Raw genomic sequence first — 14,402 nt, 5'->3', positions numbered from 1 at the left:
CTTCACGGGGGAACGGAATCCGAATCCGTTGCGCGCGGGGCGCGAGGGGAAGCGCGATCAGGGGTGCCGCGCCCGGCCCTTGCGACGGATGAAGCAGCCCCCGACGCACAGGCCCCCGCTCACCGCCAGCAGGACGGCGCCGACCAGGGTGGCCGGTCCCGGCGGGGGGTCGAGATCCACGTCCAGCGTGCTCTCGTAGGCGAACTGGACCACCTGGGGGACGTGCGGCCCGGACGGCTGCGGCGGCACGTACGGCGGTGGCGCCTCGCCCCGGAGCAGCAGCGTCACCCCGGCGGCGGCGAGTACGAGGGCGGTGCCCGCCACGAGCAGCCGGGCGCGCCACGGGCGGCGTAATCGGATCCCCATGCGCCGACCCTACTGCGCCCCGCCGGTACGGAAACCGGCCCGGCCGCGCCCCGCCACCCACACCTCTACTTCACGCCACGGTCACCACTTCACTACAACCCTCCCCGTGCCTCACAGGTCTCTTGGGCGCCAACTGCCGTACGGGCACGGGGAGAACACCTCCTGCGGCCCACGGCGGTCCGGCCCCTCATTCAGCCGGGTTGCCCCGCGCATCCCGCAGGCAGCAGGAGAGTCCCGCATGCCCAAGCACCTCCGTACGACCCTGGCCACGGCGGCCGCGACCGCGCTGGCGGCCGGGTTGCTGACGGCCGCCACCGGCACCGCCTCCGCCGCGGACCGCGCCGCGCCGGCCGCCAACGGCCGCCAGGGCGACTTCAACGGCGACGGCTACCGCGATCTCGCCGTGGCCGCGCCGGCCGCGACCGTCGACGGGAAGAAGTCCGCCGGTGCCGTCACCGTGCTCTACGGTTCGGCGCACGGCGTGGACGCCTCCCGGCACACCACGGTGAGCCAGAACTCCCCGGGCGTGCCCGGCGCGGCCGAGGCCGGCGACCTCTTCGGCGGCAGCCTCGCCGCCGGTGACTTCAACTCCGACGGCTTCGCCGACCTCGCCGTCGCGGCCCCGCACGAGGATGTCGCGGGCGACGCCGACGGCGGCACCCTCCAGATCCTGTGGGGCGCATCCGGCGGCCTCTCCGGAAAGGGCAGCGCCACGCTCGCCGACCCGGCCCCCACCAAGCACGACCGCTTCGGCGCCGCGCTGGCCGCCGGCGATTTCGACCGCGACGGCAAGGACGACCTGGCGGTCGGCACCTCCTCCGCCACGCTGCACGTCTTCAAGGGCGGTATCAGCAAGGCCGCGAAGCCCGGCGCCCACACGGCCCTCGCCCTGCCCATCATCGGCGAGGCCACCAACGGCATTCTCCAGCTGACCTCCGGTGAGGTCACCGGGCAGGGCTACACCGACCTGGTCGTCAGCGCCTACGACCGGAAAGAGCCCCACTTCAGCACCAATTACTACCTGCCCGGCACCCCGGCCGGCCTCTCCGGCGCCCGCGTGACGCGCCTGCCCGGCGGCTTCATCACCGCCATCGGCGATGTCAACGGCGACGGCTTCGGCGACCTCGTCACCGGTATGACCTTCGACGACGGGATCCCCGGCAGTACCAAGGGCGGCAAGGTCACTGTCATCCGCGGTTCGGCGGGCGGTCCGCGCGTGGACCTCACCGACACCATCACCCAGGAGTCCGGCGCGATACCCGGCAGCTCCGAGAAGGGCGACAAGTTCGGCTTCGAGGTCACCCTCGGCGACATCAACGGCGACGGCCTGCAGGATCTTGCCATCGGTGCCGCGTACGAGACCCTCGACGGTGCGAGCAAGGCCGGTGCGGTGACCGTGCTGCGCGGCTCCCGCTCCGGTATCGACACCGCGCACCACATCCAGTACTTCCACCAGAACACCCCGGGCGTCCCCGGCGCCAACGAGAAGGACGACCTCTTCGGCGGCGAGGTCTTCCTCTCCGACCTCAACGGCGACAAGAAGGCCGACCTGACCGTGGGCGCCATCTACGAGGACGGCGGCAACGGCGCACTCACCACCCTCCCCTCGGACGGCACCCGCCTCACCACCACCGGCTCCCGCTTCCTCTCCCCGCCCGCAGCTGGCATCTCCACCGCGGGCGCCCCGCAGTTGGGCAGCATCATGGCGGGGTAAGGGGCGGCATGTTGGATGAGCGATGGCGTCGGTTGTCAGCTGCCTATCGCTGACTGGATTGCCTCGTACGGATGCTTTTACGGGTGCGGATTTGAGTTGGGGGTGGCTCTGCCGGGCGGCGTTTATGAGGTCGGCATCAGGGCGCCCAAAGCAGGTGCGCTGATCTCAGGGATCGCCACTTCGAATTCGGTGACGGTGACGGGGTGGGGTGGGGTGGGGTGGGGTGGGGTGAAAAGCTCGATGTGGCGCGCTGCTTATCCAACTGAGAGGGAAATTCCGGGGTCGGGGGTAGGAGGGTTGGGGGAGGTCTTCTCCAGGGGCTGGATTTCCCGCGAAGTTGAGTTCGGGCGGCAGGTCTTCGGGGCTACTGGGGGCTTACGGCCGGCCCGCCAGGCCCGTTGTTGCTGCCGGAAGCCCTGCTCGACGTTGTGTCGGTAGTCGTCCGGGGGGAGGCGTGTCCGAGTTCGCCCAGTGATTTCCCTGAGCGGCGGACTGAAGAAGCGGCCGGATCTGCTTTCCACGGAGGAGACTTCGTTTCCCTCTCATCTTTCCAACTGTTGATGCCCCGTCAGTAGCTTTTGTCTGCCGTCACTGGATGTGTGCGAGTTGGGGCAGAGGGTGGTGGGATGGGGGGGCGGTGGACACCCTTGGTCGGCAATATCTGACCTTTTGTCTCGGCTCATGGGTTGTGGGCCCATGGGTTGCGGGCTGATGAGTTTTTGTGGAATTCAGGGGGCTCCCAGGCCGGCCGGTGTTCCGGGTGCGGTGGCGCTTCCCGCCGTTGTCGGGGCGGGCTCTGCGGCTGCGGGGGTGGGGGCGCTGTCAGGGGCTGCGTGCAGCTCCGCCCGCATCTGCTTGCTGAGGCCGAAGAAGTAGGTGGCGAGGAAGCCGGCGAGGTAGCCGACGGCCAGGCCCAGGGCGTAGACGGTGAGTGTGGTGGCCAGGGTGTGGTTGCCCTTGACCAGGGGGAACAGGGCCCAGCCGGAGGGGCCGATGGCGGTGGAGCCGACGGCGTCGCCGAGTTGGTTGAAGAAGCCGACGAAGGCGCCGCCGCATGCGCCGCCCAGGCAGGCGGTGATGAAGGGGCGGCCCAGGGGGAGTGAGACGCCGTAGATCAGGGGCTCGCCGACGCCCAAGAAGCCTGCGGGAAGGGCCGACTTGATGGTTCTGCGGATCGAGCGGTTGCGGGGGAGGCGGAGGTAGACGGCGATCGCGGCGCCGACCTGGCCCGCTCCGGCCATGGCGAGGATCGGGAGCAGGACCGTGTAGCCCTGCTGCTCGATGAGGGTGGTGTGCAGAGGGATGAGCGCCTGGTGGAGCCCCAGCATGACGAGGGGGAGGAAGAGGCCGCCCAGGATGAAGCCGGCGAATGCGCCGCCGTGGGCCAGCAGCCAGTTGGCGCACATGCCGATGGCGGTGGCGGCCTCGCCCGCGACGAGCATCAGGCCGAAGAGGGTGACCAGGCCCGTGACCAGGACCGTAAGGGTGGGAGTGAGCAGGACGTCCAGCGCCTCGGGGACGGCTTTACGGCACCACTTCTCCACCTGGACGGCGAGCAGCGCCGCGGCCAGTGCGCCGAGGACGCCGCCCTGGCCGGGGGAGAGGTGCTGGCCGAAGGCGGCGATATGGGTGACGCCGGGGAAGACGATGACCGCGGCGACCGCGCCGCCGAGGATGGGTGTGCCGCCGAACTCCTTGGCGGTGTTGTAGCCGACGAAGACGGCGATGAGGGACATGAAGCCGGAGGCCATGGCGGCCAGGGCGGGGACGACCGAGGGCAGCCATCCGAGGTTGGTCAGCAGGCCGTTGATGCCGGCGATGATGCCGCAGCCGATCAGGGCCGGGATCAGCGGGACGAAGATATTGGCGATCTGGCGGAGGAACAGCTTCACCGGGGTGGCGTTCCGGGACTTCTGCCGGGCCTTGAGGGCGGCGCCGTGGGCGGCCAGTTCCTCGGCGGTGGGGGTGACGGGTGAGGTGGGCGGTGGCTGGGTGGCGGCGGGTGGGGTGGGGGCCGGTTCGGATTCCGGTGTGGTGGTCTTGGGGGTGAGGGGTGGGCCGGCGGGTTCTGGCTCAGTGGTGGGTGCCGTGGCACGGGACTGGGTCACCAGGCGCTCGAATTCGGGGGTGACCCGGGCGACCGTCCCGGGGCCCAGCACGATCTGGTACGTGTCGTCCTCGACCACGCCCATGACCGCCGGCAGTGCCTTGAGGGCTTCGTCCTGGACCAGGGAGCGGTCCTGGATGCCGAGGCGGAGCCGGGTCATGCAGTGGGTGATGGAGGTGAGGTTTCCGGCGCCGCCGACGAGAGGGAGGATCGCGGCAGCGGTGGCGCGGTTCTTGTCTTCGGGCATATGCGGTGCCTTGCTGTGCGGACAAACGAGGGTCGGGGGTCGGGGGCGGGTCGTACGGGGGTGTGGTGGGCGGGCAGTGGTGGGGGCTCAGTGGTCCTCGGCCGCCTGGAGGGCCACGCGGAGATGGCCGTCGGCGGCGTCCAGGAGGCGGGCGGCGGTGGGGGCGTCGACTTCGCCGAGGATGGTGAGGATGGCGTTCTTCACCTCGCCGTCCGTGCTGCGGAGCGCGGTCTCGATCTCCTGGTCGGAAGCGCCGGTGGCGAGCGCGACGATTCGGCGCGAGCGGGCCCGCAGCTTCTCGTTGGAGGCGCGGACGTCGACCATCAGATTCCCGTAGGTCTTGCCCAGCCGGATCATGGTGAGGGTCGAGAGCATGTTGAGCACCAGCTTCTGGGCGGTGCCTGCCTTGAGCCGTGTGGAGCCGGTCAGCAGCTCGGGGCCGACCACGATCTCGATGCCGTGCTCGGCGGCCGCGGCCAGCGCCGAATCGGCGTTGCAGGACAGGCCGATGGTCAGCGCGCCCAGGGCGCGGGCATGCTCGACGGCCCCGACCGCGTAGGGCGTACGGCCAGAGGCCGAGATGCCGACGACGGTGTCCAGGTCCGTCAGGCCGATCGCGGTCAGATCCTCGATCGCGAACTTCGTGCTGTCCTCGGCGCCCTCGACGGCGGTGACCATCGCGGACGGGCCGCCCGCGATCAGCCCGAGCACCTCGGACGGGTCGGTGTTGAAGGTCGGCGGACACTCACTGGCGTCCAGCACCCCGAGGCGGCCGGCCGTGCCGGCGCCGGCGTAGATCAGCCGGCCGCCGCGGGCCATCCGTGCGGCGGTGGCGTCGATGGCGGCGGCGATTTCCGGGAGCCGCCGCGCGACGGCGGCGGGGACCGTGGCGTCCTCGTCGTTCATCGTCCGGGCGATCTCCAGGGTGGAGCGGCGGTCGATCTCGGCGAGCTCGGGCCGGAACGCCTCGGTGGTGAGGGTGTCCAACTGGGCGCGCAGATGGGCGTGGTCGGCGGTGGAGGTCATGGCGTGGCGGCTCTCTTCGGGTCGGGCTCGTGGGGGGCCGTGGCTTTTCGGCTGCCCCGCCGCCGGGTGCCGTCGTTCCCACCCGTGCCGCCCGGGCGGCACGTATGCCCACAACGGCGGGGCGGTGCGAGGTCAGCGCTGGTTGTTCCGCGGCGAGTGGCGGTGGGCGAGGGCCTCGTAGGAGGCGGACAGCGCGGGGGCCGCGGTCTCGTACGTACGCTGCGCAACGCCTATGAACAGGCAGTCCACGACCAGCAGCTGACTCGTGCGGGACGACATCGCGGCCGGGCGCAGCTCGCTCTCGCGGGCCGTGGACGTGGTGAGGATGTGGTCGGCGTACGAGGCGATCTCGCCGTCCGGGCGGCCGGTGATGGCGATCGTCGTCGCGCCGTGGTCGAAGGCCACCCGCAGGGGCTCTATGACATCGGTGGTCCGACCGGAGTGTGTGATGGCGATCGCGACATCGCCGGTGCGCATCTGCACGGCGTTCGTCACGGCCAGATGCGGGTCCGCGTGCGCATGCGCGATCAGGCCGATGCGCAGCAGCTTCTGGACGAGGTCCTGGCCGACGAGATTGGAGGCCCCGATGCCGTACACATCGATACGGCGGGCCCCGGAGAGCGCGGCGACGGCGGCTTCGAGCTGGGTGACGTCCAGTGCGGCGGCGGTGTCGGCCAGGCACTGCTGCTCTTCCTGCGCCAGCTTCGCGACGACATCGACGAGGGAGTCGTCGACCGCTATGTCCGCGGTCACCGCGGGCGCGCCGCCGGCCGCCTGCTGGGCGGCGAGCGCGGCGAGGGCGAGGCGCAGATCGCGATAGCCCGGGTAGCCGAGCAGCCGGGACGTCCGCACGACGGTGGCCTCGCTGGTGCCCGTGCGCTCCGCGAGGCCGGTGACGGTGAGGGCGGCGCAGCCGGCCGGGTCGCTCGCGACGGTCTCCGCGACCCGCTGCATGGAGCGGGTCATCGTCGGCGCGAGGGTGCGGACCTTGGCGGCCAGCGCCGCGGGGGCGGGTGGGGCCGGGGCCGGTCGGGTCTCGACGGGCACGTACTTGAAAGTTTCCTTCACGCTGCTACTCACGCTTGAAAAGTAATTTCATCGACGCCCGGCGTCAATACCCTCCGTGAGTGCTGTGGACAGAGCGCATGATCCGCGGAGGGCTGTGGACAACTCCGTTCGGCGGCGGGCGGCCGGGAGACAATGGGGGGCATGGAGATGGAACAGGCATTGCACGCCGCGCGGGCGCTGGTGCTCGCCGACCTGATGGCGGACAAGGTGGCCGACGCCGACATCGTTTCGCTCGTGGAGGATGCGGTCGTCCACCGCCGGTGGTGGGTGGAGCAATGGCCTGAAGGCGCGGCATTCGTCGCAGGACTCATAGCACAGGACGTCCAGGACGCCCTCCTGGACCGGTACGGCCGCTGGCCGCTGTGCCCCGTGTGCACGGAGTCGGGGGATCCCCATGCACTCGATGTCGAACCGGAGTTGGGGACCGATCCGCATTGGGTCTGCCCCAAGACGGCCGTCGCGGTGGCCCGGGTCGGCCGGCTCGGCACCCCGATGGAAGGCTGAGGTGGTTGATGGTGCGGCGGGCTGACACGGCGATCCGGCCGGAGAGCTGACGTGGCGATCTATATCGATCCGCCCACCTGGCCGGGGCACGGCCGTATGTGGTCGCATCTGGTCAGCGACCACTCCTTCGACGAACTGCACACCTTCGCGGCGGGGATCGGCGCGCCCCGGCGGGCGTTCGAGCGCGACCACTACGACCTGCCGGCGGAGCGGTACGGCGATGCGGTGCGCGCCGGGGCCGTGGAGGTCGGTTCCAAGGAGCTGCTGCGCCGGCTGACCGCCGCCGGCCTGCGCCGTCCCAAGCACCGGCCGGCGCCCCGTACGGCCCGTCGCGGCGCGTCGTAGCGGCGGCACGGCGGCGAGTCCCCGCACGATGGGCCTGACCGTGCGCCGCACCGAAAGGGGACAGTCATGTCAGCCAGCGAACAGGGCGGACAACCGGCCACCGACCTCGACCCGAACTACAGCAGCGAGGGCGCCACGGCGACCGCATGGCCCGCGGCCGTCGGCGGGATGACCGAGGCGGAGATCTTCTGGCTCACCACCGTCCGGCCCGACGGCCGCCCGCACGTCACCCCGCTGCTCGCCGTCTGGTCGGACGGTGCCCTGCACTTCTGCACCGGCCCCGGCGAACGCAAGGCCAAGAACCTCGAATCCAGCGCGCACTGTGTGCTGACGACCTCCACGGCCGGCGGCAACGACCTGCACGCGGGGCTCGATGTGGTCGTCGAGGGCGACGCGGTGCGGGTGCACGACGAGCCCACGCTGCGCCGGCTGGCCGATCTGTACGCCGAGAAGTACGGCAGCGACTGGCACTTCGACGTCCGCGACGGCGCGTTCTGCGGGGAGGGCAACCGGGCCGTGGTCTTCCGGGTCGAGCCGGTCACGGCCTTCGGGTTCGGTCGGGGCGAGACCTACAGCCAGACGCGATGGACGTTCGACGGCAGGGCGTGACCGGCGCGGGCCGCGGCGCCCCCGCGGGGCTCAGTGGTGCCCTGCCGCCCCCGTTGCCTCTGCCGTCTCCGCAGCCTCGGCCGTCTCCGCCGGCTGCGCCGCTGCCGTGGTCCGTGCGGCGGGGGTGGCGGAGGAGGCGACCAGCCGGGACTGGTTCGTCGCGCGGTGCAGCCGGAACGCGAGGGCAGTGGTGACCACGGCCGCCGCCGCCAGCGCGGCGCCGGTCCAGGCCACGGACGGGTAGCCCCAGCCCGCGCCGATGGCCAGCCCGCCGAGCCAGGGGCCGAGGGTGTTGCCGATGTTGAACGCGGCGGTGGTGGTCGCTCCGGCCAGCGTCGGCGCGGCGTTCGCCACGTTGAACATCCGGGCGTTGAGGGCCGGGGCCGTGGTGAACGCGGTCACGCCGAGCATCAGGGAGAGCGCGATGACGGCGACCGCGCTGTGCGCGGTCAGCGCCAGGACGGCCAGCACGACGGTGGACGCGGCGATACCGCCGAAGAGCGTCCCGAAGAGGTGGGCGTCGGCGATCCGGCCGCCGATGAAGGTACCGGTCAGCGCGCCGACGCCGAAGAGTGCGAGCACCGTCGGCACCCAGCTCTCGGCGAGGCCGGCGGTGTCGGTCAGCAGCGGCGAGAGGTACGAGAAGAGCGCGAAGACCGCGGCGCCGTTCAGGGCCGTGGCGGTCAGGGCCAGCCAGACCTGCTTGTCCTTGTAGATGGTCAGCTCACGGCGCAGCTGCGGGCGGTCCTCGCCGGTCGGCACGGCCGTACGCGGCACCAGCGCGATCACGCCGAGCAGGCCGATCGCGGCCAGGCCGGCCACGGCCCAGAAGGCGGCGCGCCAGCCGGCGTGCTGGCCCAGCAGTGCGCCGGCCGGCACGCCCGCGATGTTGGCGATGCTCAGGCCGCCGACCATCACGGCCATTGCGCGGGCCCGCGCGGTCACCGGCACCAGCGAGACGGCGACCGCCGCGCCGACCGCCCAGAATCCGGCGCAGGCCAGTGCGCTCACGATGCGCGAGACGAAGAGCACGCCGTAGGAGGGGGCCAGCGCGCCCGCCACCTGTCCGAGGCCGAAGACGGCGAGCAGCGCGATCAGTGTCGTCCGCCGCGGGAGCCGGAGCGTGGCGGCGGCGAGCACCGGGGCGCCGACCACCATGCCGATCGCGAAGGCCGAGACCAGCAGTCCGGCCTGCGGAATGGAGACATCCAGGTCGCGGGCGAGGGGCTGGAGGATGCCGGAGAGCATGAACTCGGACGTGCCAAGAGCAAAGACGGACAGGCCGAGGACGTATACGGCGATGGGCAGGCTTGAGCGGTCGGACTGTGCTGGCATGTCAGCTACTAACAGCGATAGGACGGCTTACATTCCCGGCTCGGCCGATTCCTTCTGCTTGAGCGGGGCCGACGGGGTGGGCTGGTCGCGGCTGCGGTCTGCGGTCTGCGGTCTGCGGGCTGCGGGCGGCGGGCGGCGTTGCGGTGGCCCTGGGGCGGGCCGTCTTCTCGTGTGGGCCTGGGCTGGGGGCCGGTGAGGGTTGCCGTGGGCTGGGGCCGGTGCGGGTTTGCCGTGGGCTGGGGTCGGTTCGCCTACGGGGTGTGGGTGGGGGGCCGGAGGGGACGCCCGGTAATCCGTCCTCGGCGCGGGCGGCCCTGGTCCCGGAGGTTGGGAGCCCCGTTGTTCGCTCCGGTCCTGCGGGCGGCTCACCGGACATCCCCTCCGACCGCCGTACGTGGGCGGCTCTCCCGCCGTACCGATCACCGTCGCCAACCCATGCGGCACCCCTTGGCAGGGACCTGGCCACATGGCACCCGCTCATTGGGCGCGGCTGGCATGTGGTCGGTGACGGGCGGTGTCACCGGGCGGCAGTCGGCAACGCTGGATGGTTGGAGGGGATGTACCGGGGCCCGCCCGCAGGACCGGAGCGAACGCCGGGGCAATCAATCCCATGGACCCGCGTCGCCCGCGCCGAGGACGGGTGCCGGTGCGTCCCCTCCGACCCCCGCGGCAACCACGCACCCCGCAACACCCCAACCCCCACCAAGCCGCATGGCCCCCGAAGCAAGTGACGGATCGGCCGCGCCACGAAGGGGCGCGGGGAACTGCGTGCCCAGCCACAACACCCCCGCAGACAAACAACGGCCCGCAGCAAGCCAGCCCCCACCGGCCCAAACGGAACGTACGAGACCCCCAAGCCCCAAGCCCCAAGCCCAAGCCCCAAGCCCAAGCCCAAGCCCCCCTACGCCCCCCGCAGCAGATCCAGTTCCGTGGTGAGGTTGCGGCGGGCGGTGTGTTCCCAGAGGTCGTAGCCGCGGGGGGTGCGGAAGAGGCGGGGCAGGGAGAGGAGTTGGGCCAGGACGGCGGAGCGGCCCGCGGTGAAATCGGGGTCAGGGACGAAGCCGTACTCGGCACGGACCGCGGCGGCGTATGCGGCGTACTGGTCGGGGGAACCGGCGAGCACCGCGAGGTCCGCGTCGCACAGCACCTCGCCGTCGGGGTCGTCGGGCGCCGGGTCATGGGTGACGGTGAGCCGCACCAGGCGGGCGACCTCGGCCGTACGGGCCGCGCCGACGCCCAGCTCGGGCAGTGCGCGTTCGGCTAGTGCCGCACTGCGCTCCTCGTTCTCGGAGCGGTCCGGGCGGTACACGGCGTCGTGAAACCAGGCTGCCAACTGGACGGTGGGCAAGTCATCGGCGTGCTCGGCCAGTTCGTCGATGCGAAACAGGACCGCGGCCAGGTGGTCGACGGTGTGGTAGTGGCGCTGGGGTTCGCGCCAGCGGGACAGGAGGTTGTCCGCGTACGGGGCGGGGTCGGGGGCCGTGGGGTTCTTGGTGCCGCGGGCCGCGGTGACGGTGTCGGCCCAGCGCTGCCGCAGCTCCGGCGCCGGGTCGGTGGTGTCTGCCGTACGGGGCACGGAGGTCATACGAGCCATTGTGCCTCGCGCCCCGGGAAATACGGGGCGGAGGGTGAGGTCCGGTCAGGCCTGGTGACGGTCGGCGGCCGGTCGTGCGGGTAGGCATGGGGCTACGGCGTATGGGCGGATTCCGGGTGTGCCGGTGGTGGTCCGGTGTCCGGGAGGGCGGGTGGCCCTTACCCTGGGATATTGGACTAGACCTGTTGTGAGGTCCGTCTCGTCATGTCGTCATCGAAGGATTGGGTCATATGAGCAAGCGCGCGCTGCTGGAGGTGATCGCGCTCGGCCCGCAGGACGCGGTCGCCGCCGAGGCCGGCGGGGCCGATCGGCTGGAACTGGTGACGGACATGGCGGCCGACGGGCTCACCCCGACCCGGGCCACGTTCGCGGCGGTCCGGGCGGCCGTCGGCCTTCCGCTGCGGGTCATGCTGCGGGCCGCCGACGGCTTCGCGGCCGGTGACGTGGCGGCGCTGTGCGAGGAGGCCGAGGCGCTGCGGGCGGAGGGTGCCGAGGAGTTCGTCCTCGGATTTCTCACGCCGGAGGGGCGGCCCGATCTTGCCGCGGTGGCGGCACTGACCGAGGTGATCGACGGCTGCCGGTGGACCTTCCACCGGGCCATCGACCGGGCGGCCGACCGGGACGCGCTGCGCAAGGAGCTGGCCGGGGCGGCCGGCGCCGCGGGGCTCGACACCTATCTGACGGCCGGGTCCGCGCAGGGGGTCGACGGGGGACTGCCGACGCTGCTGGCGGAGCAGGCGCGTACGGCGGCGGGCGAGCCCGGGTACGCGCCGCGGATCCTGGTCGGCGGCGGACTCGGGCTCGGCCATCTGCCGGCGTTGCGGGCGGCCGGTCTCGACGCGTTCCACATCGGCGGCGCGGCCCGGCCCGCCGGGTGGTCGGCGCCGGTGGAGGCGGCAGCGGTCCGGGAGTGGCGGGAGGCGCTGGATCTGCCTGTCGCTCAGCGGGTCTGAGAGTTGCAGGAGATCCAGGAGATCCAGGAGGTCCAGAAGGTCCAGGAGATCCGAGAGATCCGAGAGATCCAGGAGAGCTGAGAGGCCTGGAAGACCTGAGCGGCCCGAGAGGCCCGAGGGGTCTGCGGGGGCGGTCTTCAGGGGTGGGAGAGGAGGCGGGCGTGCCCTCGGGCGCCCCGTCCGGCCCGCTTCCTCAACTCCCTTTGGCGTGGCACTGTTTGACGAGTGTCACGGTTGGGGGACCAGGGGGAGGGTGACACGGCATGACAGGTATGGGAGTCAAGCCGCTCAGCGGAGACGACCCGCAGCGGCTCGGCGTCTACCGGATGCTGGGGCGGCTCGGCTCGGGCGGCATGGGGCGGATCTATCTGGCGCGGTCCACGGTCGACGGGTCGCTGGCCGCGGTCAAGACGCTGCTCGCCGAGGGCGTCGTCAGCGATACCGACCGGCGGCGGTTCGCCCGCGAGGTGACGTTGGCCCGGCGGATCGACAGCGCCTACACGGCCCGGGTGCGCGACGCCGACCCGGACGCCGAACTGCCCTGGATGGCCATCGAGTACATACCGGCGCCCGCGCTGTCCGAACTCGTCCGCAGCGCGGGGCGGCTGCCCGGCTCCGCGGTGCGCTGGATCGCGGCGGGTACCGCGCAGGCCCTGGTGATCCTGCACGACGAGGGCATCGTCCACCGGGACGTCAAACCCCAGAACATCCTGCTGCCGCTGGCCGGGCCCCGGCTCATCGACTTCGGCATTTCGCACGCCAACGACATCACGCGGACGTCGCTGACGCTGGGCACCGTCGCCTTCACCTCGCCGGAGCAGGCCCGCGCCGAGCCGTCCACCACGGCGTCCGATGTGTACTCGCTGGGCGCGACGCTCTTCTATCTGGCCGTCGGCCGGCCGCCGTACCCCGAAACCGACGACACGATCCGGCTGCTGACGCTCGTACAGCGCGGCGCACTCGATCTGACCGGGCTGCCCCGGGAACTGGCCCCGCTGATCCGCCCGTGTCTGGCCGCCGGTCCGGACGAGCGGCCCGAACCCGCCGATCTGCTGCGGCAGTTCCTGGAGGAACTCGACCGGATGCCGACCTCGCGGCGCGGCGAGCGCTGGCTGCCGCAGCGGTGGACCGCACTGATCGGGAAGTACGAGGCCCAGGGGCGGGCCTTACGGAAGGCCGGGAGCGCGGCCGGGGGCGCGCAGACCCCCGCGGCCGACGAGTGGACGCAACAGGTCCCGCCGCCGGATCCCACCCGCGTCTACACCGAGGAACGGGCCGCGCGTCAGAAGCAGGAAGAGCAGGCCGCGCGCCGGAAGCAGGAGGAACGGGCCGCGCGCCAGAAGCAGGAGGAGCGGGACCGCGCCGAGCGGGAGCGTGCGGCGCGCAAGGCCCGGGAGCGCAAGGAGGCGAAGGAGCGCAAAGAGGCGGAGGAGCGTAAGCGGGCGCAGGCCAGGGCGCGGGCGAACGCACAGGCCGCGGAGAAACAGCGGCGTGAACGTGCCGAGCGGGAGCGGCAGAAGCGCACCGACAACGCGCGGCGGGAGCAGCGGGGACGGGCGGCCTCCGCGCAGACCGCCGCGCCCGCGTCGTCCAAGACGTCGTCCAAGATGTCGTCGTCCAAGACGTCGTCCGCCCCGCAGCCCGCCAACTCCTCGTCCGGCGGCGGCTGCTTCTGGGCGGTGCTCCTGTGCGTCGCGTTCGTGGTCTTCCTCTGGAAGCCCTGGAACGCGGAGGACACCGCCGGCTCGTCGAGCGGTACGTCCAGCGGTACGTCCAGCGGCTCGTCCAGGGGTACGTATTCGAGCGGCGGGACGAGTTCGGGGACGTCGAGCGGTACGTACACGAGCGGCGGGACGAGTTCCGGCACGTCCACGAGCGGGTCGTCGAGCTCTGGCACATCGGGCTCCGGGACGTCCACGAGCGGCTCGTCGAGCTCCGGCACATCGGGCTCCGGGACGTCCACGAGCGGCTCGTCGGGCTCCGGCTCGTCCACCAGCGGAGGCACCGGCTCCCGGCCGACGAGCGCCGCGTCCCGTACCCCCAGCCCGGTCGACGCGGCCTTCGCGGCCGTACGGGCCGGCGATTGCCTTGACGCTTACCAGGACGGCTACGGCAACTGGAGCCGTTCGGCGCCGGTGCGGGTCGGCTGCGGGGCGGCCAGTGCGTATCTGCGGGTGCTGCGGGTGGCCAGGGCCGGGAGCTGCCCGTCCGGCGGAGGGCGGGGCGGCTGGTGGCACAGCGGGGTGGGCTCCTCGTCCACCAACCTGTGTGTGGAGCGGCAGTTCCGTAAGGGCCAGTGCTTCCTGGCCAAGGCGCAGGGCGGCCGCCCCGGGCCGGCGAACCTGCTGACCGCATGGAACTGCAGCGCCGACCGGGTGCCCCGGGAGTTCAGCTACATCATGCAGGTCACGGCCGTCCTGCGGGCCTCGGCGGGCACCGGCGCCTGCCCGGGGGAGCCGGGGCGCTACCGCTACTCATGGAACGTGTACGACGGGAGGACCATGATCTGCGCCAAGGTCGCCTGACGCCGTGGC

At 72.1% G+C, this 14,402-nt stretch carries 12 protein-coding genes; 6 read left to right on the top strand and 6 right to left on the bottom strand.

Going from position 1 to position 14,402, the window contains the following annotated elements:
- Positions 1-57: 57 nt before the first annotated feature.
- Entirely contained in the window at positions 58-366 is a 309-nt protein-coding gene (locus tag SLV14N_RS15930) for a hypothetical protein (RefSeq protein ID WP_263269765.1), read from the bottom strand.
- Positions 367-604: 238 nt separating this feature from the next.
- On the opposite strand from SLV14N_RS15930, the gene SLV14N_RS15925 reads away from it, so the two are divergent.
- Entirely contained in the window at positions 605-2,080 is a 1,476-nt protein-coding gene (locus tag SLV14N_RS15925; RefSeq protein ID WP_208681516.1) for an FG-GAP-like repeat-containing protein, read from the top strand.
- Positions 2,081-2,808: 728 nt separating this feature from the next.
- On the opposite strand, the gene SLV14N_RS15920 is transcribed toward SLV14N_RS15925, so the two are convergent.
- The 3 genes from SLV14N_RS15920 to SLV14N_RS15910 form a co-directional block, all read right to left on the bottom strand.
- Positions 2,809-4,434 (bottom strand): PTS transporter subunit EIIC, encoded by a 1,626-nt coding sequence (locus SLV14N_RS15920; protein ID WP_263269764.1) that lies wholly within the window; start codon positions 4,432-4,434, stop codon positions 2,809-2,811.
- Between the two features lie 87 nt (positions 4,435-4,521).
- The gene (gene murQ / locus SLV14N_RS15915; RefSeq protein WP_208681513.1) at positions 4,522-5,460 is read right to left on the bottom strand and encodes an N-acetylmuramic acid 6-phosphate etherase; all 939 of its coding nucleotides are present in this window, start codon (positions 5,458-5,460) and stop codon (positions 4,522-4,524) included.
- Positions 5,461-5,592: 132 nt separating this feature from the next.
- On the bottom strand, positions 5,593-6,540 hold the full coding sequence (locus SLV14N_RS15910) for a MurR/RpiR family transcriptional regulator (RefSeq protein WP_317633710.1): 948 nt from the start codon (positions 6,538-6,540) through the stop codon (positions 5,593-5,595).
- 129 nt (positions 6,541-6,669) lie between these two features.
- On the opposite strand from SLV14N_RS15910, the gene SLV14N_RS15905 reads away from it, so the two are divergent.
- The 3 genes from SLV14N_RS15905 (at position 6,670) to SLV14N_RS15895 (ending at position 7,986) form a co-directional block, all read left to right on the top strand.
- Positions 6,670-7,032 (top strand): hypothetical protein, encoded by a 363-nt coding sequence (locus SLV14N_RS15905; RefSeq protein ID WP_085926290.1) that lies wholly within the window; start codon positions 6,670-6,672, stop codon positions 7,030-7,032.
- Between the two features lie 51 nt (positions 7,033-7,083).
- A complete protein-coding gene (locus SLV14N_RS15900) occupies positions 7,084-7,377 on the top strand; it encodes a DUF4031 domain-containing protein (RefSeq protein ID WP_208681511.1) in 294 nt (97 codons plus the stop codon).
- Between the two features lie 66 nt (positions 7,378-7,443).
- Positions 7,444-7,986 (top strand): pyridoxamine 5'-phosphate oxidase family protein, encoded by a 543-nt coding sequence (locus SLV14N_RS15895; protein ID WP_263269761.1) that lies wholly within the window; start codon positions 7,444-7,446, stop codon positions 7,984-7,986.
- A 30-nt stretch (positions 7,987-8,016) separates the two neighbouring features.
- On the opposite strand, the gene SLV14N_RS15890 is transcribed toward SLV14N_RS15895, so the two are convergent.
- Positions 8,017-9,321 (bottom strand): Cmx/CmrA family chloramphenicol efflux MFS transporter, encoded by a 1,305-nt coding sequence (locus tag SLV14N_RS15890; RefSeq protein WP_263269760.1) that lies wholly within the window; start codon positions 9,319-9,321, stop codon positions 8,017-8,019.
- A gap of 901 nt (positions 9,322-10,222) precedes the next feature.
- Positions 10,223-10,906: a hypothetical protein gene (locus SLV14N_RS15885; protein ID WP_263269759.1), complete on the bottom strand. Its 684-nt coding sequence runs from the start codon at positions 10,904-10,906 to the stop codon at positions 10,223-10,225.
- 239 nt (positions 10,907-11,145) lie between these two features.
- Here SLV14N_RS15885 and SLV14N_RS15880 point away from each other — a divergent pair, with 239 nt between their 5' ends.
- Together SLV14N_RS15880 and SLV14N_RS15875 are read left to right on the top strand one after the other, a co-directional pair.
- Entirely contained in the window at positions 11,146-11,868 is a 723-nt protein-coding gene (locus SLV14N_RS15880; protein ID WP_263269758.1) for a copper homeostasis protein CutC, read from the top strand.
- 263 nt (positions 11,869-12,131) lie between these two features.
- Positions 12,132-14,393 (top strand): serine/threonine-protein kinase, encoded by a 2,262-nt coding sequence (locus SLV14N_RS15875; RefSeq protein WP_263269757.1) that lies wholly within the window; start codon positions 12,132-12,134, stop codon positions 14,391-14,393.
- The last annotated feature ends 9 nt before the right edge of the window (positions 14,394-14,402 follow it).

The organism is Streptomyces sp. Je 1-4 4N24, assembly GCF_026239515.1.
Taxonomy (GTDB): Bacteria; Actinomycetota; Actinomycetes; order Streptomycetales; family Streptomycetaceae; genus Streptomyces; species Streptomyces nigrescens.
Note: the sequence above shows the minus strand (reverse complement) of the source record. Positions and strands in the feature narration are given on the sequence as shown.

Coding starts and splice junctions, on each gene's coding strand:
- SLV14N_RS15925 (WP_208681516.1), top strand. CDS start 605: ATGCCCAAGCACCTCCGTACGACCCTGGCCACGGCGGCCGCGACCGCG.
- SLV14N_RS15875 (WP_263269757.1), top strand. CDS start 12,132: ATGACAGGTATGGGAGTCAAGCCGCTCAGCGGAGACGACCCGCAGCGG.
- SLV14N_RS15895 (WP_263269761.1), top strand. CDS start 7,444: ATGTCAGCCAGCGAACAGGGCGGACAACCGGCCACCGACCTCGACCCG.
- SLV14N_RS15890 (WP_263269760.1), bottom strand. CDS start 9,321: ATGCCAGCACAGTCCGACCGCTCAAGCCTGCCCATCGCCGTATACGTC.
- murQ (WP_208681513.1), bottom strand. CDS start 5,460: ATGACCTCCACCGCCGACCACGCCCATCTGCGCGCCCAGTTGGACACC.
- SLV14N_RS15880 (WP_263269758.1), top strand. CDS start 11,146: ATGAGCAAGCGCGCGCTGCTGGAGGTGATCGCGCTCGGCCCGCAGGAC.
- SLV14N_RS15905 (WP_085926290.1), top strand. CDS start 6,670: ATGGAGATGGAACAGGCATTGCACGCCGCGCGGGCGCTGGTGCTCGCC.
- SLV14N_RS15930 (WP_263269765.1), bottom strand. CDS start 366: ATGGGGATCCGATTACGCCGCCCGTGGCGCGCCCGGCTGCTCGTGGCG.
- SLV14N_RS15885 (WP_263269759.1), bottom strand. CDS start 10,906: ATGACCTCCGTGCCCCGTACGGCAGACACCACCGACCCGGCGCCGGAG.
- SLV14N_RS15920 (WP_263269764.1), bottom strand. CDS start 4,434: ATGCCCGAAGACAAGAACCGCGCCACCGCTGCCGCGATCCTCCCTCTC.